The sequence below is a fragment of the Mesorhizobium sp. B4-1-1 genome (assembly GCF_006439375.1).
GTDB lineage: Bacteria > Pseudomonadota > Alphaproteobacteria > Rhizobiales > Rhizobiaceae > Mesorhizobium.
Genome location: NZ_VFTH01000008.1, coordinates 29,634 through 47,768, shown reverse-complemented (window position 1 = coordinate 47,768; position 18,135 = coordinate 29,634). Strand labels below are relative to the sequence as shown.

The window sequence follows — 18,135 nt, the reverse complement described above, 5'->3', positions numbered from 1 at the left end:
ATCGCCTCCCCGCCTATCGGAAACCGGTGGAGGTCAAGGTGTAGGAGTTCCGTCGCTCGCGCGCATAAGCTTTGCTTGCGGCGTCTTGGATGGAACTGCGCAACGCGTCGAATGCCGAAAGGTACGCGTTCTCGGCAGTTTCTCTGCCGCCAGGATGGTCGCCAAATGTGCCTAATGCCTCTACTTCGACGAAAAAGCGGACCTGGAACATACCGTCATGCCCAATGAAGCATACGGCGTTCCGCGTCTCGTCGAAACTTCGGCTGGGATTTGGAAAGGCAAGCGTCATGTTTGATCTGCCCGCATTTCGGTATGCTCAAGAGCCAACCGGATCCCATTCCATTCCTTTCGGCCCTCGGCATTGCGACGATTGAGATCCAACATCTTTCTCGTCGCATGCGCATGGGTAAGACCGACCATCGGAACGCCGTCGACATAGGCGGGAATTCCCGTGAAGACGTGGTAGACGGTCCAGGAATGATCAAATTCGACGCGGCGCCCATATTGAAGGTCGCTGAAGTCATGGCCCAAGATGCCGCCGTTATATCGCGAGCCCCCGAATACGGCATTTTGAACCCGCTCGATTTCGTCGTTGGAGATGGTTCTGTTCATATCCGTCCTTCCCCGCCTCCCTGCGCGGCAATGATCTCCGAATAGAGGGCTGCGCCATCGGCTTCGGAGATCGTGACGGCGTCCGGCCATTGCGGCATATTCAGCGTCCTCGCCAAGAGCCGAGCGATCGCGATGGCGTTATCGAGATCGGCCGCCAGCGCCGTCTCACGGCCGATGACGGCACGCGCGTCGTCGGCGACACGCGTGCGATAAAATTCGATCACGACCTTCATCGGGGTCCGCCGCGCCATCAGTCCTTGGCCTTCGCCTGGGCATTGATGACGGCGCACTCGATCTGGTTGCCAAACAGACTTTCCTGCTTCGGCTTCCTGGCCTCGCGGTTGGAACGCTTATGTGCCCTGGCCATGTCCGAACGTCCTTTCGATGAGGGCAATGCCATTGTCCGATGCCGGCGTCTCGACGCGCTCCAAACTGTCCTCGGTCACCACGCGCTCATGCGGTTCGCCGTCGCTGCGGATGCGGTATTGTGGGGAGCTTCCCTTTGGCGGCAGTGTGCCGGTGACACGATAGATTTCGTCAGTCTTCGGACCGGTGCCAACACCGCCCTTCAGCCGGACCGCTTGTCCGATGTCAAAAAGACGAGGGGGAGCCCCGTGCTGGATGGGGCGTGCGTTGCGTTGCAAGAGCGTTGTCATGATTGTCTCCGGTCCTCGACGAGGGCGGCCTCGAGCGTGGCCGGTTCGATCGGTACCATTTGCCGCGTGGACCCTTTTGCGGAGATCGCCGGCAGATGAACGAAGGCGGCCACGCGGCGCCATGCGCTGCGCGAAGCCCCTTCGAGGGATTCCTCGTCGAGATCGACGGGGTAGTCGCCGGGCGGCTGCGGCGCATCGAAGCCCGGCAGCATAAACGCCGCATTGAAGCGAACGACGGTCGGCGTGGTGCGAGTGGTCACTTGCGGCTTCCTGCGGAAACGCGCGCATGCGCCTTCCGCTTCAATTCCAGCCGAACCGCCGAAACGATGTCCGATGCTGCCAGTACATCCGTGGTCAACGCCGGCATCATTTCAGGGTTCAAACGAAGCGAGTTGCCGCGCCGGGAGCGGCGCAGTGCATTCGCTATCGAAAATTCGGAGGCGGATGGCGAGGCTTCACTGCGACGAAAGCCACCTCGACCAAATCAACGAATTTTATGTATGCACCCCAATTACGCTGCGAACAAGATGGCGGACGCTCTTTATTTTTCTTGGTTAAATAAAAAAGCGTCGCTTGGAGACTGAAAAACAAACAGAAATTGTTCTCATCCGCTCTGCTATTTTCCGAGCCTCGTAATTATTCCACCCGATATTTTTACGGAATCCAGCTGTCGATTTCGGCATTCCTATCTATCGCCCGCCAGGCCGTCTATAAAGACAGGCATCCTCGCCCTTGCCGACACAGGAAGAAGCACCCTTGAAATCCGCTCGCCCAAACAGCCGCGTTATCCGGCGCGCCGTTCCCGGCACCCGCCAGCACCTTGATATTCGAGGTCGTCTCCATGCCTGAACCGACGCCTCCCGCCTTCGGCAAACTCGGCGCCAAGGCGCCGGCCGCTGGCGTGGCGGAGCCAGTCAGATCCAAGCGCCTGGAGCATGCGGCGACACGTGGGCTGGCGAGTCTCTCTTCATACGGGCCGCTCGCCTTGAAGCTGTATGTGACATTGTGGATCGTCGCCTTGGCGGTGTCGGTATTTGTCATGGTGAAGGCCTGACAAGGCCGGCCCGTCGCCTGAGGCGCAAACGAAAAGGAATGTGAGCATGGCAAACCGTTACGCGCTTCGAATGGACCGACCAAACAGCTGGACCGTCTTCGACATCTTCACCGGCCAACCTGCCGAGGTCGAGCAGAAGATCATGGTGGGCATCAGGACACGCCGCGCCGAAAAGCTGGTTGTCGAACTGAACATCCAAGACGTCAAACGGCGGGAAGACGCTCACAGGACATCCTGATCCCGCCAAGGCGGGTGACTCACATGCTTTGCTGCATCTATAGGATAAGGATTCCTGGATGGAGCCAGCCAGCGTGAGCGACGACAACGCCCTCATCACCTCCCTTCGCATCCCCTGCGCCACCTCGACCATCTGGGGCGCCGCCGAGCTCGCATCGCACGATCCTGGCTTCGATGCCCGCAATTTCGGCGCCTCGGCGCTGGTGCGGCCGCGCGATGTCGAGGGTGTCGCGGCGCTGATGAAATTCTGCGCGAAGCACGGCATCAGCCTTGTCCCGCAGGGCGGGCGCACGGGGCTGGCGGGCGGGGCGACGACGTCCGAGGGGCAGGTAATCTGCGACCTTGGCGGGCTGAACCGGATCGAGGAGATCGACCCGTTCGCGCGCGTGGCGATCGTGCAGGCGGGCGTGACGCTCGGCGCGCTGCGGGAGGCGGCAGCCCGGCATGGGCTGGATCCGGGCATCGACCTTGCCGCGCGCGGCAGCGCCACGATCGGCGGCATGGTTTCCACCAATGCCGGCGGCGTCATGGCGTTTCGCAATGGCACGATGCGCCACCGCGTGCTCGGTCTGGAAGCCGTGCTGCCGGACGGGCGGGTGTTTTGCGATCTCACCCGGGTGCTCAAGACCAGCGCCGGCTATGATTTGAAACATCTCTTCATCGGCGCGGAGGGCACGCTGGGCATCGTCACCCGCGTGGCGGTGCGGCTCGATCCGGTTGCCGGCGCCAGCGCCACCGCGCTCGTCGGCGTGCCGGATGCCGCCAGCGCGCAGCGCATCGTGCGGCATTTTCTGGGCTCGACCAGCGCCCGGCTCACCGGCGCCGAGATCCTGTGGCGCAATTTCGCTTCGCTCATGCAGCGGGCGCTGAACTATGCGCCAGGCAGCCTGCCGCTCGACGCGCCCTGCCTTCTGGTGCTCGGGCTCGGCGCCGACAGCATCGAGGCGGCGCGACAAGTGCTTGAGGACGGATTGGCGGCGGTCTGGGAAGAGGCCGGCATCATCGACGGGCTGGTGGCGAGCTCCGAGGCGCAAGCCGCCGCGATATGGCGGCTGCGCGAGGAGACGGAGCAGATCGAGCGCGCGCATCCCAAGGCGCCCTCCTTCGATGTGTCCGTGTCTGGCGGCGCGCTGGATCAGTATGTGGCGCGCATCGAGGCGGGGCTGAAGACGCTCGACGCCTCTTACGCACCATACGTCTACGGCCATCTCGCCGACGGCAATCTGCACATCTCGATCAATTGCGACGGGCCGGTCTCGCATGACCGGCACGCGGCGATCGAGGACGTGCTTTACGAGGGTCTGCACGAGGCCGGCGGCTCGTTCTCGGCCGAGCACGGGGTCGGGCTGGAGAAGCGCGACGCCTATGAGCGGCACGCGGATCCGGTGAAGCGGGAATTGGCGAAGGCGATCAAGGAGATGATCGATCCGGGTAACGTGATGAATCCGGGGAAGGTCGTAGGGTGAGGTTGGCGGCCCTAGCCTTTCGGAGTGCGACTCTTCCCCTACTCGCACTGGCGGCGCGGACCGCCGTCGAAGGGCTGGTAGGAGTTGTCCTGCGGATCGTAGGAGCGGTAGCGGCTGAAGCAATAGTCTATGTGGTCGCCCGATACTGGGCGACCCGATGCCTGTTCCCGGGCGGCCTCTGCCTCGGGCGAAATCTCTTCCGGCGGGCCGCCATAGGTGGTGGCGTAGCCGTCGGCCGACGGGGCGTAGCCTTCCATCTCGGCCTGGTCGTCGCTCATCTGATCGTCGCTCGTCCGGTCGTCAGGCATGGCGTTCTGACGAGCGCTCGCTGCTGTCTGCTCATTCTGGCCTGCGCCCGTCGAGGCGGTGCGGTCGTCGCCAGGATCGTAATAGGGTGAGACGCAGGGGCGCAGCTCGCCGCTGTAGGAGCGGTAGCTGTTTTCCGCCGGGCGGTAGCTGCGATAGCGGGTGGCGCACCATTGCAGATGGGCGACGGGCAATTGCTGCTGCGCCTGCCGATCGATTGTCGCCGGCTGTTGGGCCACGTCGGCATCGGGCGCGGGCTGGCCCGGGCCAGAGACGTCGGGCAATGGTTGCAGTGGCGGCGCCGCGGCAGGCGCCGTGGCCCCGCCAAGCGCCGTCGTCTGCGTTCCGCTATCCGCCTTGGCCGGCTCGCCAGCCTTGGCGGGCGCAGCCACTACCTGTCGGGCGGGAATGCGTTGAAGGTTCTGTTCCTGCCGATCGACCGGCTGGGCGTCCTTCGTCCAGAGCTCGGAAACGCCGATCGCGGGCGTTGCCTGCCGCACCGGCTTGGCGGCGAGCAGCCAGGTGGCGAAGGCAAGCCCGCTGGCGAACACGGCCAGGGTCAGCACGAAGCCGCCGGCAATTCCCAACAAAGCCTTCACGCATCGCTCCTTCAGCCCCCGCTCATAGAATGCAGGGCGCGGGATGGAGTTCCTTGTGCTGCGCAATGGGGCCAAAGTCGGGCGCACGCGCAGTCGCCGGCAACGCAGATCGGGGCAGTCTAGACAACCACTTCCTTATACTCCCGCACCTTGCCGTCCTGGCCCGTGATCCGCCAGGTATCGCCGTCGCGGCCCTCGATATGGCTCGCCGCCAGCGCCACCTTGCCGCCGCCGTTCGGCAGGTCGATGACATAGGTCGGGTTGCAGATGCCGGAGAGGCGCAGGCGCAGTTCGGCGACCAGCGCCTGGCCTTCGGCAATCGTGGTGCGGCGGTGCGCCATGCCGCGCGCGAGGTCGCCGTGGTGCAGGTAATAGGGTTTTACGCCCAGCCGGTACATCAGTTCGCGGCAGAGCTGCTCCAGCACCTCGACTTTGTCGTTGACGCCTTTCAGGAGAACGCTCTGGTTGAGCAGCACGAAGCCAGCCTGCCGCATCGTGCGGCAAGCGGCTTCGGCCGCATCGGTGATCTCGCGCGCATGGTTGAAGTGGGTCACCACCGTTACCATCAGCCGGCCTTGCAATGCCTTGACCAGGCCGGACGTGATGCGCGACGGCAGCGCCACGGGCACGCGGGTGTGGATACGCAGCAGCCTTAGATGCGGGACCGCCTCCAGGCGGGCGCGGATTTCGGCCAGCGCCTTGTCCGGCAGCGACAGCGGATCGCCGCCGGTCAGGATCACCTCGCGGATTTCCTTGTGCCCGGCGATGTAGGCCAGCGCCGGCTCCAGCGCCTCGTTTGTGTAGCCGCGGCCGATCGAGGTCAGCGACTCTTTCCTGAAGCAGAAGCGGCAATAGACCGCGCATTGATAGGTGGGGAACAGAAGCACGCGGTCGGCATGGCGGTGCGTCAGCCTGGGCACCGGGCTGAAGCCATGGTCGCCGATCGGATCGTCGAGCTCGCCTTCGGCGGCGACCAGTTCGTCGGGCGACGGTATCACCTGGGCGCGGATCGGATCGTTGGGGTCGTTCCAGTCGATCAGGTCGAGATAGGGTTTTGGCACGCGCACCTTGTGCGCGGCCGCGGCTTCCTGCGCGGCGGCGCGCTCGGCCGGCGAGAGCGGCAGGGACGCGAGGTCGCGGACATGGCGCACGCCGGCGCGGATATCGTCCTGCCAGGCGGCGGGAGCCGGTTGTTTGAGGTCGGTGGTCATTGAAGTCCCGAGACAGATTTGCGCGGGGTATCGGCTGTATGGATCATAGGGTCAATGGTTGGCGTGATCGCGGGCCACTCTTCGGCGGCACCGCCAACGCTTCGTCATCCTCGGGCTTGACCCCAGGATGACGATGACGACACGCTGCGATCCTTCCCTCACCTTTCAAACTTCGCTATCGCCTCCGCCGTCACCGGGGTGAAGAAATTCACCAGATTGCCGTCGGGACCGCGAAACAGCAGCGAGCGGTTGCCCCATGGCATGGTGGTGGGCGCCTGTACAAGCGCGCCGCCCAGGCTCTCGGAAAGCCTGCCGTACTGTTCGTCGACGTCGGCGACGCGGAACTCGATGATCGCAGTGCGATTTGATGCCGGGCTTGCCACGTGGTCGCCGCCGAAGAGCTGAAGCGTGCGCGTGCTGCCGATCGCCAACGCGCCGGCCGCGGTGACGAGCTCGGCGAAATCCTCGGTATAGAGCGTGAGCTTGATGCCCGTGACCGTCTCGTAGAAGGCGACGAGCCGCTTGACGTCGGCGGTGATGATGCGGGTCGAAACGAAATTCATCTGGTCTTCTCCGTGGACTGGCCGACGAAGAAATCCTCGCGGCTGGACGCGCCCGTTCAGGCACCCTGCCCCGACTTGTGGACCAGGCCTGCTGCCACCATAGTGGCAACAGGAGATATGCCTTGCGCCGCGCCGAGAGACTGTTCCAGATCATCCAGATCCTGCGGCGATCGAGCCGGCCGATCACCGCCGGCCAGATCGCCGAAGAGCTCGAAATCTCGCGCCGCTCGGTCTATCGCGACATCGCCGACCTCATCGGGCAGCGCGTGCCGATCCAGGGCGAGGCCGGCCTAGGCTATGTGCTCGACCGCGATTACGACATGCCGCCGCTGATGCTGACGCCGGACGAACTGGAGGCGGCAGTGCTCGGCGCGCAATGGGTGGCCGACAAGGGCGATGCGGCGCTGGCGGGCGCGGCGCGCGACCTGATCGCCAAAATCGCCACCGTCGTGCCCGAGCGGCTGCGCCCTTTCGTCAGCAATCCAACCGTCGGCGCGCCGCTCAGCCGCGCGAGCCTGCCCGACGGGCTGGATATTTCGCAGGCGCGGGCCTCCATCCGCAACGGCCACAAGATCCGAATCCGCTACCGCAGCGAACAGGGCGAAGAGAGCGAGCGCGTCGTCTGGCCGACCATGATCGGCTATGCCGAAACGGTGCGGCTGCTCGCCGCCTGGTGCGAGCTGCGCCAGGATTTCCGCCATTTCCGCACCGACCGGATATCCGCCGCGACTTTTCTCGACGAGCGCATCGGCTGCCGGCCGGCTGAGCTGCGCGGCCGCTGGAAGCGGCACATGGAAGCGCAGGGAATTCAACTGCCGCAAGGCTAGCTGGCCACTAACTTGCTGGTCGCAAGGGCTTGAGCGGCGAAAGCTGGCGTTCCTCCGCGCAACCGTCGTCGCCTGCCTCACTCTCGACTTTCGCCGCAATCGACCCGCGCCCCCTTTTCATGCAATCTCGCCCAGCGGCGATAATGGGGAGATGATCCGCCGCCGAGGGAGGATTGCCATGACCAAGACGCAAGCGCTGCCGCGCTATGAGGATGCCGTTGCGCAATTCCGCATCGAGGACGAGATCGCGCGCCTTCATGGCGACCCGGCCACCGGCATCAACGCCTATGTCGAATGCTGCGGTCGCTACACGGGCGAGAGCCGGCTGGCGCTCCGCGCGATCTCGGTCGGCGGGGAATTGCGCGAATATTCCTTCGACGACCTCGCCGACATGTCCGGCCGCGTCGGCACAATGCTGAAGGAGCTTGGCGTACGGCCCGGCGATGTCGTCGCGGGCATGCTGCCGCGCATACCCGAGCTGGTGGCGTTGATCCTCGGCGCATGGCGCGTGGGCGCAGTCTACCAGCCCTTGTTCACTGCTTTCGGGCCGAAGGCGGTCGAGCATCGCCTGAATTACAGCAAGGCGAAGCTGGTGGTGACCAATCCCGCCAACCGCGCCAAGCTCGACGAAGTGGAGAACCGTCCGCGCGTCGCCACCATCCTTGGCCGCGGCGACACGCTGCCCGCCGACGACATCGATTTCCGTGCGGCGCTCGCGACCGCCTCCTCCGACTGCGAGCCCGTGATGCGTAAGGGCCCGGACCTGTTCATGATGATGTCGACCTCCGGCACCACCGGGCACCCGAAGGGCGTGCCGGTGCCGCTTAGCGCGCTCACTGCCTTCAGCGCCTATATGCGCGACGCGATCGGGCTCACGCCCGACGACATCTTCTGGAACATCGCCGATCCCGGCTGGGCCTATGGGCTCTACTACGCCATCACGGGGCCGTTGCAACTCGGCATCGCCACCACCTTCTACGAAGGCGCCTTCAACGCCAAATCGACTTACGACATCATCGAGCGCCTGGGTATCACCAGCCTTACCGGCTCGCCGACGGCTTATCGCCTGCTGATGGCGGAAGGCCCCGAAGCCGCCTCCCGCGTCAAGGGCAGGCTGCGCGTGGTGAGCAGCGCCGGCGAACCGCTCAACCCGGAAGTGATCCGCTGGTTCGACGCCAACCTCGCGGCGCCGATCCACGACCATTACGGCCAGACCGAGAACGGCATGATGGTCAACAACCATCACGGGCTTAAGCATCTTGTTCGCGCGGGCTCGGCCGGTTTCGCCATGCCGGGCTACCGCATGGTGGTGCTGGATGACGAAGGCAACGAGCTCGGCCCTAACCAGCCCGGCGTGCTCGCGGTCGATATCGCCAGATCGCCGCTGCGCTGGTTCGGCGGCTACCACGAGGCAGAGACGCCGGCGATCATTGGCGGCTATTACCGCACCGGCGACACGGTGGAATATGAGCCGGACGGCTCAGTCTCCTTCATCGGCCGGGCCGACGACGTCATCACCTCGTCCGGCTACCGCATCGGGCCGTTCGATGTCGAAAGCGCGCTGATAGAACATCCGGCGGTGAACGAGGCGGCGGTGGTCGGCGTGCCCGATCCGCAACGCACCGAGATCGTCAAGGCCTTCGTGGTGCTGGCGCCCGCCTTCAAGGGTAGCGAGGCGCTCGCCGAAGAACTTGCCCAGCATGTGAAGAAGCGGCTGTCGGCGCATTCCTATCCGCGCGAAGTCGAGTTCGTCAGCGAACTGCCGAAGACGCCAAGCGGCAAGATCCAGCGGTTCCTGCTGCGGAAGGCCGAGGTGGAGAAGCGCAAAGCGGAATAAAGATTTGCCGCTGCCACGATTTCCGCCACGCAAAAGCCGCCAAGTCGGGCGATGGCTCGCAAGGGCTCTTGATCGCTTACCTTGGGGTGCAGCATGCGGTTGGTCTTAACGCTTCTCTTTGCACTGGCGGGCAGCACGGCGCTCGCCGCCTCGCCGGAAGACGATTACGTCGCGGCGCGCGACAAGGCGATTGCCGACATCACCGCGCAGGAAAGCGCGAACACCGCAATCGAAACCATCGATGCCCAGAACGAGAAGGCGCTGGCCGATCTGCAGCAGCGTCTCGCCGCCATTCTCGGCCCGCTTTCGGTCAAGGATTTTCCGGCGGCCGGCACTATTAACGTTCAAAGCCTCAACGCCTCCGATATCGGCTACGGCATGCTGGACGGGCTGCGATATGCGCAGAGCGACGACGGCCCAAGCATCGTGGCCTCGACGCGCGGGCTGACCGATCGCTGGCTCAAGTCCAAATCGGCCGAAGCGGAAGCGGATTTCAAGCTGCCCGCCGACATTGGCGCGGCATTGAAGCTCGACAGTTTCTACACCCAGGCCATCGGCAGCGACGCGGCATTCTCCGGCACGCTCGACTTTTCGCTGAAGAAGCCCGACGGCGCCGATGCGGTGGTCGCCCGGCTCGGTGGCTGGACCCAGGATGTCGGACCGATCTACGACCAGCATGTCGTCGTGGCGGTCGTGAAGGGCGATCGCGTGCTGATTGCGGAAGCGCCCGCCTCGCCCGCCGTGCCGAAGATCGCGGCCTGCGATTCGCTGTGGGCAGCCGCCGACGCCGCCGCGCAGAAAGCCCAGCAAGCCGACCAGGGCTCGGACCAGGACGACCCGCAGGCTTCCGATCCCGCCAACGCCGCCTGGGAAAAGGGCGACGCCGATTACCGCGCCTGCATGGCCCAGCGCCTGCCCGGCGATCCGTCCTTCCCGGCCCTGCTCAAGCAGGCGCAGGACCTAGCCGACGGCATGGCCGGGAAATAGTCCGCCAGGGCAATTCCAGGAAAGCACAGCGGCTTTCCATGTGGAATTGCGTCAAACCAAGGAGATAGAGCGGGTCGGCGCTATCGAAGCCGAACCGCTCGAAGCCTCAGCCTCCGTTCGCCCGCATGTTGCGTCGGGGAACACGCCGCGCGGCGGGGCGCGCCGTTTCCGCGATAATCCCATTGGCCTGGGGCGGGGCATCCTTGCGCGACCTTGCGTCGGTCACCCGATGCAGCCGCTCGTAAGGCAGCAATTCCCGGATGCGGGCATTGAGCGCTTCGACCTCCGCGTGCAGATCCTCGCATTCCTGCTTCTGGATATCGAGTTGGATCTGCTCGGACGCCTGCTGCAGCGAAAGCTGTGAGAGATTGGTGCTGACCGCGGACAGGTTCTTCTTGTCGGCTTCGCTCTCGTCCTTGAGAACGGCGAGCCTTTCCTCTGCGATCTGGCGTTCGGTGACGGCATCGCTCAACTGCGCCTTGAGCCTGGCGATCTCGGCCGTGGCTTCGCCATTGTCGATCGAGACCTGATCCAGACGCGACTGCAGTTCCTGTATCTCGGAACGCAAACCGCGGATTTCCGCCTGGCCGCGCGTCAATTCGGCGGCACTGTCGCTTTCGGCGATCCGCGCCATCTCGGCTGTTTCGGCAAGCTTGGCCTGCGTTGCCTCCAGCGTCTTCTGCAGCCGGGTTTCTTCCTTTTCGTGATTGCCGAGTTGAGCCATCAGCTCGGCAATATGGGCGGTTTGGCTGGCGTGGGTTGCCGCGAACTCGTCGAACTTGTGCCGGGCCTCCGCCTCGCGCTTTTGCGCCTGCTCCAGATCGACCGAGAGGCCGACCTGCTTTTCGCGCAGCAGCTTGTTCTCGGCGCCGCGTCTGTCGAGTTCTACCGTTTTGGCCGCCAGAGCCTTGGCGATCTCGCCGAACTCCGCCTCGCGCCTGGTGCTCTCATTGCCCATCTCCACCAGCTCCAGGCGCACGGCCGCAAGCGCTGAGCGCAGTTGCTCCCGGTCCTGGACGAGGCTCGCCTCGCGCTGCTGCCACACCTCGGCCGCGCCGTCGCGTTCGCGCTGCCTGCGGGCGGCGTCAAGCAATTGTTCTGAAAGCGTTTTGTGTTCCGCGGTGAGAGCGAGATTTGCCAGCTCCAGCTCGTTCGAGCGCAGCACATCGCGATGGAAGACGTTGAGGACTTCGCGCGTCATATGATGCGCGGTGGCGATCTCGGCGAGTTTCGCCTCGATCTCCTGCAGATGGCCCTGGCCATCCCGGAAAAGCCCTGCGACCGCCTCCAACGCAGCGAGCCGCGTCTGGGTATGCGGCGTCAGCCGCGACGGAGTTGCGTCGGGTTGCTCTTCGGGCGGCGGATTCTCGTCGCTCGCCACCAGTTCGTGGCCGGCAACGGCACCGTCCTCTGACGGGGGCTGTTCATCATCCTTAAGAACGTCCTCGAATGCTTCCGCCAGATCCGATTGGAGTTCCTGAAATTCCTTATCGACGTCCTCGGCCCGCTTGATCAGAGACTTGAAATTCATCACTGCACATCCCTTACGACGACACACCTTTACGCTCGCCCCTGGCGTACTTAACGAATTGCTAATCTATCCCTTTACCTTCCGTTCGGGAAGCCTGTGCAAAGGAAACCAGAATTAAGGTTATCGCCGGTCCCAACCTTATGCGGTTCCGCCCTAGGTGATCCCTCTTCCGCTCCTAACATATGTTAGTTTTCTCTCTGGGCAGGCGCTGGAAGCATGCGCAGCAAAAGGGAAAGACAGCGAGCTGCTTGTCATCATTCACATGACTGATAGGAAGACTTTCAAAGCCACAAACGAGCACTAAAAACCGAATTCCCCTGCCTCGCGATCGCAAAGCGTTCGATGGAGTTGGCTTTCCACATACCTCTCGCCGCCTCTTGTTGCCTTCCCCTCGCATCCCGATATTGTCTTGCCGAAGCCGGCCCCGCCCGGGCCGCGGCACAATTGAACAATCGTGGGATGAAATCCTGAACGCTTCTGGCGCGTCAGGCAGAGTGGAGATTTGGGAAAGTCGAGATGACGGATCAGAATACGGAAACCAGGACATTCGAGGCGGACGTCTCGCGGCTGCTGCACATGATGGTGCATTCGGTCTATTCGGACCGTGACGTCTTCCTGCGCGAGCTGATCTCCAACGCGGCCGACGCCTGCGAGAAGCTGCGCTTCGAGGCGGTAAGCCGGCCCGAGCTTCTGGGCGACGATGCCAAGCCGCGCATCACCATCGCCGCCGATCCGGACAACAGAGAGCTTGTCGTCGAGGACAACGGCATCGGCATGAGCCGCGACGAGATGGCGGAGGCGCTGGGCACCATCGCGCGCTCCGGCACACGCGCCTTCCTGGAGCGCGTAGAGGCCGGCAAGGCGGCGGAAGACACGCAGCTCATCGGCCAGTTCGGCGTCGGCTTCTATTCCGCCTTCATGGTCGCCGACCGGGTCGGCGTCATCAGCCGCCAGGCCGGCAGCGACGAGGCCTTCCGCTGGTCGTCCGACGGCAAGGGCACCTATGAAATCGCGCCGGTGCCGCTCGAGGCGGCGCCCAGGCGCGGCACCCGCGTGGTGCTGCATCTGATGGAGGACGCCTCTTCCTACACCACGCCCTACCGGCTCGAGGGCCTGGCGAAGTCGCAGTCGGGCCATGTGCCGGTGCCGATCACGCTTGTCGAGAAGCCCGGCGCCGAGCCGCGCGACATCGCAGACGGCACGGCGCTCTGGGTTCGGCAGAAAAGCGAGATCAAGCCGGAGGAATACACCGACTTTTACCGCAGCATCGCCGGACAGTATGACGAGCCCGCCTCGACCATCCATTTCCGCGCCGAGGGCCGGCAGGAATACAGCGTGCTCGCCTTCGTGCCCGGATCGCGGCCGTTCGACCTGTTCGACCAGGACCGCAAGGGCGGCATGAAGCTCTATGTACGGCGCGTCTTCATCACCGACGATACCGATGTGCTGCCGCGCTACCTGCGCTTCGTGCGCGGCCTCGTCGATTCCGCCGACCTGCCGCTCAATGTTTCGCGCGAGATGATCCAGGAAAGCCCCCTGCTCGCCTCGATCCGCAAGGGCGTGACCAACCGCGTTGTCGGCGACCTCCTAAAGCTCGCCGACAACGATGCCGAAGCCTACGCGAAAATCTGGGAGAATTTCGGAGTCGTCCTCAAGGAAGGTCTTTATGAGGATTACGAACGGCGCGAGCAATTGCTGAAGCTTGCCCGCTTCCGCTCGACCGCGTCTGGCGAAGGCTGGCGCAGCCTTGCCGACTATGTTGGAGCGATGAAGGAAGGCCAGAAGGCGATCTTCTTCATGGCCGGCGACGACCGCGCCCGGCTGGAGGCCTCGCCGCAGTTGGAAGGGTTTCGCGCACGCGGTATCGAGGTGCTATTGCTCACCGACCCGGTCGACAGTTTCTGGGTAACGATGGCGCCGGAGTTCGACGGCAAGCCGTTCAAGTCGGTGACGCAGGGCGCGGCCGAGCTTGCCGATGTCGCGCTGCCCGAGGACGCAGCAAAACCGGACACCGAGACGTCATCCGACATCGCGACGTTCCTTGCCTTCGTGAAGACCACGCTTGGCGAGGAGGTGTCGGACGTGAAGGCCTCCGACCGGCTGACCGAAAGCGCCGTCTGCCTGGTCGCGCCGGAGCATGGCCCGGACCGCCAGTTCGAACGTCTGCTCAACGCCGCCGGCCGGCTCGAGAAGGCCGCCAAACCGATCCTCGAGATCAACCCGCGCCACGAGCGCGTGGCGGCGCTGGCAAAGCTCGGCGACGACGAGAAGGCGTTCAAGGAAGACGCCGCGCATCTGCTCTACGACGAAGCGCGCGTGCTCGACGGCGACAAGCCGGCCGACGCCAAGGCCTTCTCGGCGCGCCTGGCGCGGCTGATCGATCGCGGGCTCGCGAAGGGGTGATGAGGCCCCTACCGAGATGCGCCGCCCGTGCCTCGTCATCCTGGGGCGAAGCAAGGAGCGCAGCGACGAGCGCAGACCCTAGGATCCATGCCATGACGCTAAGGCGTTGCAGCGGTTACAGAATTCTGCACCGCTGAGCTCTACGACAGGTGTCGCGGCATGGATTCTCGGGTCAAGCCCGAGAATGACGAACGGAAAGGCGTCGGCGCCAAACACCACCGGAAGTTGGCACATTGCCGATGATGTACCAAGCGTTACCGTAGGCTCGCGAAACGAACGGCAGGAGCTCCTATGAAGCGCATCGTTCTGGTCAGGCACTCGGAAGAACCGGGGGACGATCATGTCCAGACGACGCTTGAGGCGTACGGCCATGCGATCACGACCGCGATGCCGTTCAAGGGCGATCCGATCGACCTCGGGTCCGTCGATGGGGCGGTGATCTATGGCGGTCCGTTCAACGTCTTCGACACCGACATACACCCGTTCCTAAACGACGAAGCCGCGCTGATCGAGCACTGCCTGGACAACGACCTGCCGCTGCTCGGCATCTGCCAAGGCGCGCAGCAGATCGCCTGGCATCTCGGCGCCGATGTCGGGCCGGTGGAAAGCGGCATCAGGGAGTTCGGCTATTTCGAGATCACGCCGACGGCCGAGGCCGGCGACTTCCTCGATCGGCCGCTCTACCTGCCGCAAAACCACTTTCATACTTTCGCCGTTCCGGCCGGCGCCGTGCATCTCGCCTCGAGCGACACGTTCCCCAATCAGGCGTTCCGGATCGGCGAGAAGACCTACGCTTTGCAATTCCATGCCGAGCAGGGTCCGGCCGGCTTTCGCCGCTGGCAGGAACGGCAAGGCGCGCCCTACGGAACGCTCGGCGCGCAGGGCCGGGACGAACAGGACAGGTTGATGGCGGCCCACCACGCAGCCCAGCTTGCCTGGTTCAGCGGCTTCGTGACCAAGCTGTTCGGCTGAGGCGCTTTTGGTGGGAGTTCGCGCATGACCATAGACGGCGTCTGCGATCCGCGTTTTGCCGGAGTGCGCGATGCGTTCGCCTGGTGTTTCGCTCAAGGCCTCGAGCATGGCGGCGGCGTCTCGGTCGTGATCCGCGGCAGGACCGTCGTCGACCTCTGGGGCGGCCATGCGGATGCCGCGCGCACCTGCCCGTGGCGGCGTGACACGCTGGTCAACGTCTGGTCTTCGACCAAGGGCGTCGTGGCGCTGGCGATCGCGATGCTGGTGGAGCGCGGCAAGCTGGATTATGCCGCACCGGTGGCGCGCTATTGGCCGGAATTCGCGGCCGGCGGCAAGGAACGCATCACGCTCGACCAGGTGATGTCGCACCAGTCCGGGCTGAACGGTCTCGCCGTGCCGATGGATGAGGCCGGCCTGCTCGCCTGGGCGCCCTATGCCGACGCGCTTGCCGCCATGTCGCCGCTATGGGAGCCCGGCAGCCGCTGCGTCTATCACGCCCTCACCTACGGCCATCTTGCCGGCGAGGTGCTGCGGCGCGTCGACGGACGCAGCATCGGCGGCTTCATCGCGGAAGAGATCGGAGTCCCGCTTGGTGCCGATTTCCATGTGGGCCTGCCGGAGCTCGAGGATTCCCGCGCAGCCGAGATGATAGAGGGTCCGAAGACGTCCGATTGGGTCGACTTCGTGCGCGCCTCTCCCTTTCCCCACGCATGCGACAACCCAACGCCCCGCGCATTGGCGCCCAACGACCGCGCCTGGCGCGCCGCCGAGGTGCCGGGCGGCAACGGCCAGTCCACCGCGCACGCGCTGGCGCGTATCTACGGCATGATGGCGGCGGGCGGGAGCTTCGAGGGCAAGCCCCTGATCGGCCGCGCGACGATCGAAGAAGCCACGAGGCCGCGCTTTCGCGGCATGGACGACAGCTTCGCGCTGCCGGCTGCCTTCGCCGCCGGCTATCAGATCGAGGATCCTGTCTATGCCGACCGCGCATCGCCGCAGACATTCGGCCATACCGGCTGGGGCGGCGCCATCGGCTTTGCCGACCCAGGCGCCGGCGTTGGGTTCGGCTATGTCACCAACCGCATGGTGGGTTTCGACGATGTGGACCTGCGCCGCAAAGCCCTGATCGACGCCGTCTACGACGCGCTCTGACGCCAGATGAAGCGCTGTCGGCCGAGGGCCGGCCCTGCCGCCTACCCTCTCAGCCCCGGCGCTTCCTGGCCGGTGCGCGCGACATATTCGGTATAGCCGCCGCCATAGGTGTGGATGCCGTCTGGCGTCAGTTCCAGCACACGGTTGGAGAGTGCCGCCAGGAAATGGCGGTCGTGCGAGACGAAGAGCATGGTGCCTTCATATTGCGACAGCGCCTCGATCAGCATTTGCTTGGTGGTGATGTCGAGATGGTTGGTCGGCTCGTCGAGCACTAGCAGGTTGGGCGGGTCGAACAGCATCAGCGCCATCACCAGCCGCGCCTTCTCGCCGCCCGAGAGCACGCGGCACTTCTTCTCGATCTCGTCGCCGGAAAAGCCGAAGCAGCCGGCAAGCGCGCGCAGCGGCGCCTGGCCGGCCTGCGGAAACGAGTCCTCCAGCGTCTGGAAGACGGTGCGCTCGCCATCGAGCAGCTCCATGGCATGCTGGGCGAAATAGCCCATCTTGACGCTCGGGCCGCGCGCGACGGAGCCCTCGTCCGGCTCGGAGGCGCCGGCGACCAGCTTCAGAAGCGTCGACTTGCCGGCGCCGTTGACGCCCATCACGCACCAGCGCTCGCGGCGGCGGATCTGAAAGTCGAGGCCCGAATAGATATTGCGGCTGCCATAAGCCTTGTGGATGCCCTTCAGCGTCGCCACGTCCTCGCCGCATCGCGGCGCCGGCTGGAATTCGAAGGCAACCGTCTGGCGGCGCTTCGGCGGTTCGACGCGGTCGATCTTGTCGAGCTTCTTCACCCTGCTCTGCACCTGGGCGGCATGGGAAGCGCGCGCCTTGAAACGCTCGATGAAGGCGATCTCCTTGGCCAGCATCGCCTGCTGGCGCTCGAACTGCGCCTGCAACTGCTTGTCGGCCAGCGCGCGCTGCTCCTGGTAGAATTCGTAATTGCCTGAATAGGAGGTCAGCGCGCCGGCGTCGATCTCGATGATCTTGTTGACGATGCGGTTCATGAACTCGCGGTCGTGCGAGGTCATGAGCAGCGCGCCGTCATAGTCCTTGAGGAATTTCTCCAGCCAGATCAGGCTTTCGAGGTCGAGATGGTTCGACGGCTCGTCGAGCAGCATGACGTCGGGCCGCATCAGGAGGATACGGGCGAGCGCGACGCGCATCTTCCAGCCGCCGGAGAGTTTCGAAACGTCGCCGTCCATCATCTCCTGGCTGAAGCCGAGGCCGTCGAGCACCTCGCGGGCGCGGCCGTCCAGCGCATAGCCGTCGAGTTCCTCGAAGCGGTGCTGCAGTTCACCGTAGCGCTCGATGATCTCATCCATCTCGTCGGCGCGGTCGGGATCGCCCATGGCGTGTTCGAGCTCGCGCATCTCGGCGGCCACCGCGCTGACCGGCCCTGCGCCTTCCATGACCTCGGCGACAGCGCTCAAACCGCCCATGTCGCCGACATCTTGGCTGAAATAGCCGATGGTGACGCCGCGATCCACCGAGACCTGGCCCTCGTCCGGCTGCTCCTGGCCGATGATCATCCGGAACAAGGTCGTCTTGCCGGCGCCGTTCGGGCCGACCAGTCCGACCTTCTCGCCCTTCTGCAAGGCGGCCGAGGCTTCGATGAAGACGATCTGTCGGCCGTTCTGCTTGCCGATACTTTCGAGACGGATCATGGGCTCGTAGGGAGTAGGGAGTAGGGAGTAGGGAGTAGGGAGTAGGGCCAATAAGCGA

20 protein-coding genes are annotated in these 18,135 nt (G+C 64.6%); 10 read left to right on the top strand and 10 right to left on the bottom strand.

All coding sequences use genetic code 11. The features are described 5' to 3' along the window. Positions 1 to 13 precede the first annotated feature (13 nt). The 5 genes from FJW10_RS13305 to FJW10_RS13285 form a co-directional block, all read right to left on the bottom strand. Positions 14 to 289: a DUF1488 domain-containing protein gene (locus tag FJW10_RS13305; RefSeq protein WP_140644962.1), complete on the bottom strand. Its 276-nt coding sequence runs from the start codon at positions 287 to 289 to the stop codon at positions 14 to 16. Next, entirely contained in the window at positions 286 to 612 is a 327-nt protein-coding gene (locus FJW10_RS13300; RefSeq protein ID WP_140900446.1) for a hypothetical protein, read from the bottom strand. Before FJW10_RS13300 ends, FJW10_RS13305 begins: the two co-directional genes overlap by 4 nt. Further along, entirely contained in the window at positions 609 to 845 is a 237-nt protein-coding gene (locus FJW10_RS13295) for a hypothetical protein (RefSeq protein WP_140900445.1), read from the bottom strand. Before FJW10_RS13295 ends, FJW10_RS13300 begins: the two co-directional genes overlap by 4 nt. Positions 846 to 962: 117 nt before the next feature. After that, positions 963 to 1,268, bottom strand: coding sequence for a hypothetical protein (locus FJW10_RS13290; protein ID WP_140684738.1), 306 nt, complete (start codon positions 1,266 to 1,268; stop codon positions 963 to 965). Continuing rightward, positions 1,265 to 1,528 (bottom strand): hypothetical protein, encoded by a 264-nt coding sequence (locus FJW10_RS13285; RefSeq protein ID WP_140900444.1) that lies wholly within the window; start codon positions 1,526 to 1,528, stop codon positions 1,265 to 1,267. The genes FJW10_RS13290 and FJW10_RS13285 overlap by 4 nt, the downstream gene beginning before the upstream one ends. On the opposite strand from FJW10_RS13285, the gene FJW10_RS13280 reads away from it, so the two are divergent. From FJW10_RS13280 to FJW10_RS13265, 4 genes are all read left to right on the top strand, one after another. Continuing rightward, positions 1,529 to 1,852: a hypothetical protein gene (locus FJW10_RS13280; protein WP_140831539.1), complete on the top strand. Its 324-nt coding sequence runs from the start codon at positions 1,529 to 1,531 to the stop codon at positions 1,850 to 1,852. It begins immediately after the preceding gene. 257 nt (positions 1,853 to 2,109) lie between these two features. Continuing rightward, a complete protein-coding gene (locus FJW10_RS13275) occupies positions 2,110 to 2,322 on the top strand; it encodes a hypothetical protein (RefSeq protein WP_140900443.1) in 213 nt (70 codons plus the stop codon). A gap of 46 nt (positions 2,323 to 2,368) precedes the next feature. Further along, positions 2,369 to 2,560, top strand: a complete 192-nt coding sequence (locus FJW10_RS13270) for a hypothetical protein (RefSeq protein WP_140644967.1) — start codon at positions 2,369 to 2,371, stop codon at positions 2,558 to 2,560. Between the two features lie 73 nt (positions 2,561 to 2,633). Next, positions 2,634 to 4,025: an FAD-binding oxidoreductase gene (locus FJW10_RS13265; RefSeq protein ID WP_181177517.1), complete on the top strand. Its 1,392-nt coding sequence runs from the start codon at positions 2,634 to 2,636 to the stop codon at positions 4,023 to 4,025. A gap of 38 nt (positions 4,026 to 4,063) precedes the next feature. Here FJW10_RS13265 and FJW10_RS13260 read toward each other — a convergent pair whose 3' ends face one another. From FJW10_RS13260 to FJW10_RS13250, 3 genes are all read right to left on the bottom strand, one after another. Then, the gene (locus FJW10_RS13260; RefSeq protein ID WP_140900441.1) at positions 4,064 to 4,930 is read right to left on the bottom strand and encodes a BA14K family protein; all 867 of its coding nucleotides are present in this window, start codon (positions 4,928 to 4,930) and stop codon (positions 4,064 to 4,066) included. A gap of 119 nt (positions 4,931 to 5,049) precedes the next feature. Further along, positions 5,050 to 6,141, bottom strand: a complete 1,092-nt coding sequence (locus FJW10_RS13255) for a KamA family radical SAM protein (RefSeq protein ID WP_140900440.1) — start codon at positions 6,139 to 6,141, stop codon at positions 5,050 to 5,052. Between the two features lie 158 nt (positions 6,142 to 6,299). Next, positions 6,300 to 6,704 carry a VOC family protein gene (locus FJW10_RS13250; protein WP_140900439.1) on the bottom strand — a complete coding sequence of 135 codons (405 nt, stop codon included), beginning with the start codon at positions 6,702 to 6,704 and terminating at the stop codon, positions 6,300 to 6,302. A 122-nt stretch (positions 6,705 to 6,826) separates the two neighbouring features. On the opposite strand from FJW10_RS13250, the gene FJW10_RS13245 reads away from it, so the two are divergent. From FJW10_RS13245 to FJW10_RS13235, 3 genes are all read left to right on the top strand, one after another. Continuing rightward, on the top strand, positions 6,827 to 7,531 hold the full coding sequence (locus tag FJW10_RS13245) for a YafY family protein (RefSeq protein ID WP_140900438.1): 705 nt from the start codon (positions 6,827 to 6,829) through the stop codon (positions 7,529 to 7,531). A gap of 178 nt (positions 7,532 to 7,709) precedes the next feature. Beyond that, entirely contained in the window at positions 7,710 to 9,368 is a 1,659-nt protein-coding gene (locus FJW10_RS13240) for an acyl-CoA synthetase (RefSeq protein WP_140900437.1), read from the top strand. Between the two features lie 93 nt (positions 9,369 to 9,461). Then, positions 9,462 to 10,355 carry a hypothetical protein gene (locus FJW10_RS13235; protein WP_140900436.1) on the top strand — a complete coding sequence of 298 codons (894 nt, stop codon included), beginning with the start codon at positions 9,462 to 9,464 and terminating at the stop codon, positions 10,353 to 10,355. Positions 10,356 to 10,461: 106 nt separating this feature from the next. Here the strand turns inward: FJW10_RS13235 and FJW10_RS13230 are convergent, their stop codons facing one another. Continuing rightward, positions 10,462 to 11,886, bottom strand: a complete 1,425-nt coding sequence (locus FJW10_RS13230) for a hypothetical protein (protein WP_140900435.1) — start codon at positions 11,884 to 11,886, stop codon at positions 10,462 to 10,464. Between the two features lie 516 nt (positions 11,887 to 12,402). Here FJW10_RS13230 and htpG point away from each other — a divergent pair. From htpG to FJW10_RS13215, 3 genes are all read left to right on the top strand, one after another. Next, positions 12,403 to 14,289 carry a molecular chaperone HtpG gene (gene htpG / locus FJW10_RS13225; RefSeq protein WP_140900434.1) on the top strand — a complete coding sequence of 629 codons (1,887 nt, stop codon included), beginning with the start codon at positions 12,403 to 12,405 and terminating at the stop codon, positions 14,287 to 14,289. Positions 14,290 to 14,580: 291 nt separating this feature from the next. Beyond that, positions 14,581 to 15,261, top strand: a complete 681-nt coding sequence (locus FJW10_RS13220) for a glutamine amidotransferase (protein WP_140900433.1) — start codon at positions 14,581 to 14,583, stop codon at positions 15,259 to 15,261. 24 nt (positions 15,262 to 15,285) lie between these two features. Further along, on the top strand, positions 15,286 to 16,413 hold the full coding sequence (locus FJW10_RS13215; RefSeq protein WP_140900432.1) for a serine hydrolase domain-containing protein: 1,128 nt from the start codon (positions 15,286 to 15,288) through the stop codon (positions 16,411 to 16,413). A gap of 41 nt (positions 16,414 to 16,454) precedes the next feature. Here the strand turns inward: FJW10_RS13215 and FJW10_RS13210 are convergent, their stop codons facing one another. After that, a complete protein-coding gene (locus FJW10_RS13210; protein ID WP_140900431.1) occupies positions 16,455 to 18,077 on the bottom strand; it encodes an ABC-F family ATP-binding cassette domain-containing protein in 1,623 nt (540 codons plus the stop codon). Between the last annotated feature and the right edge of the window lie 58 nt (positions 18,078 to 18,135).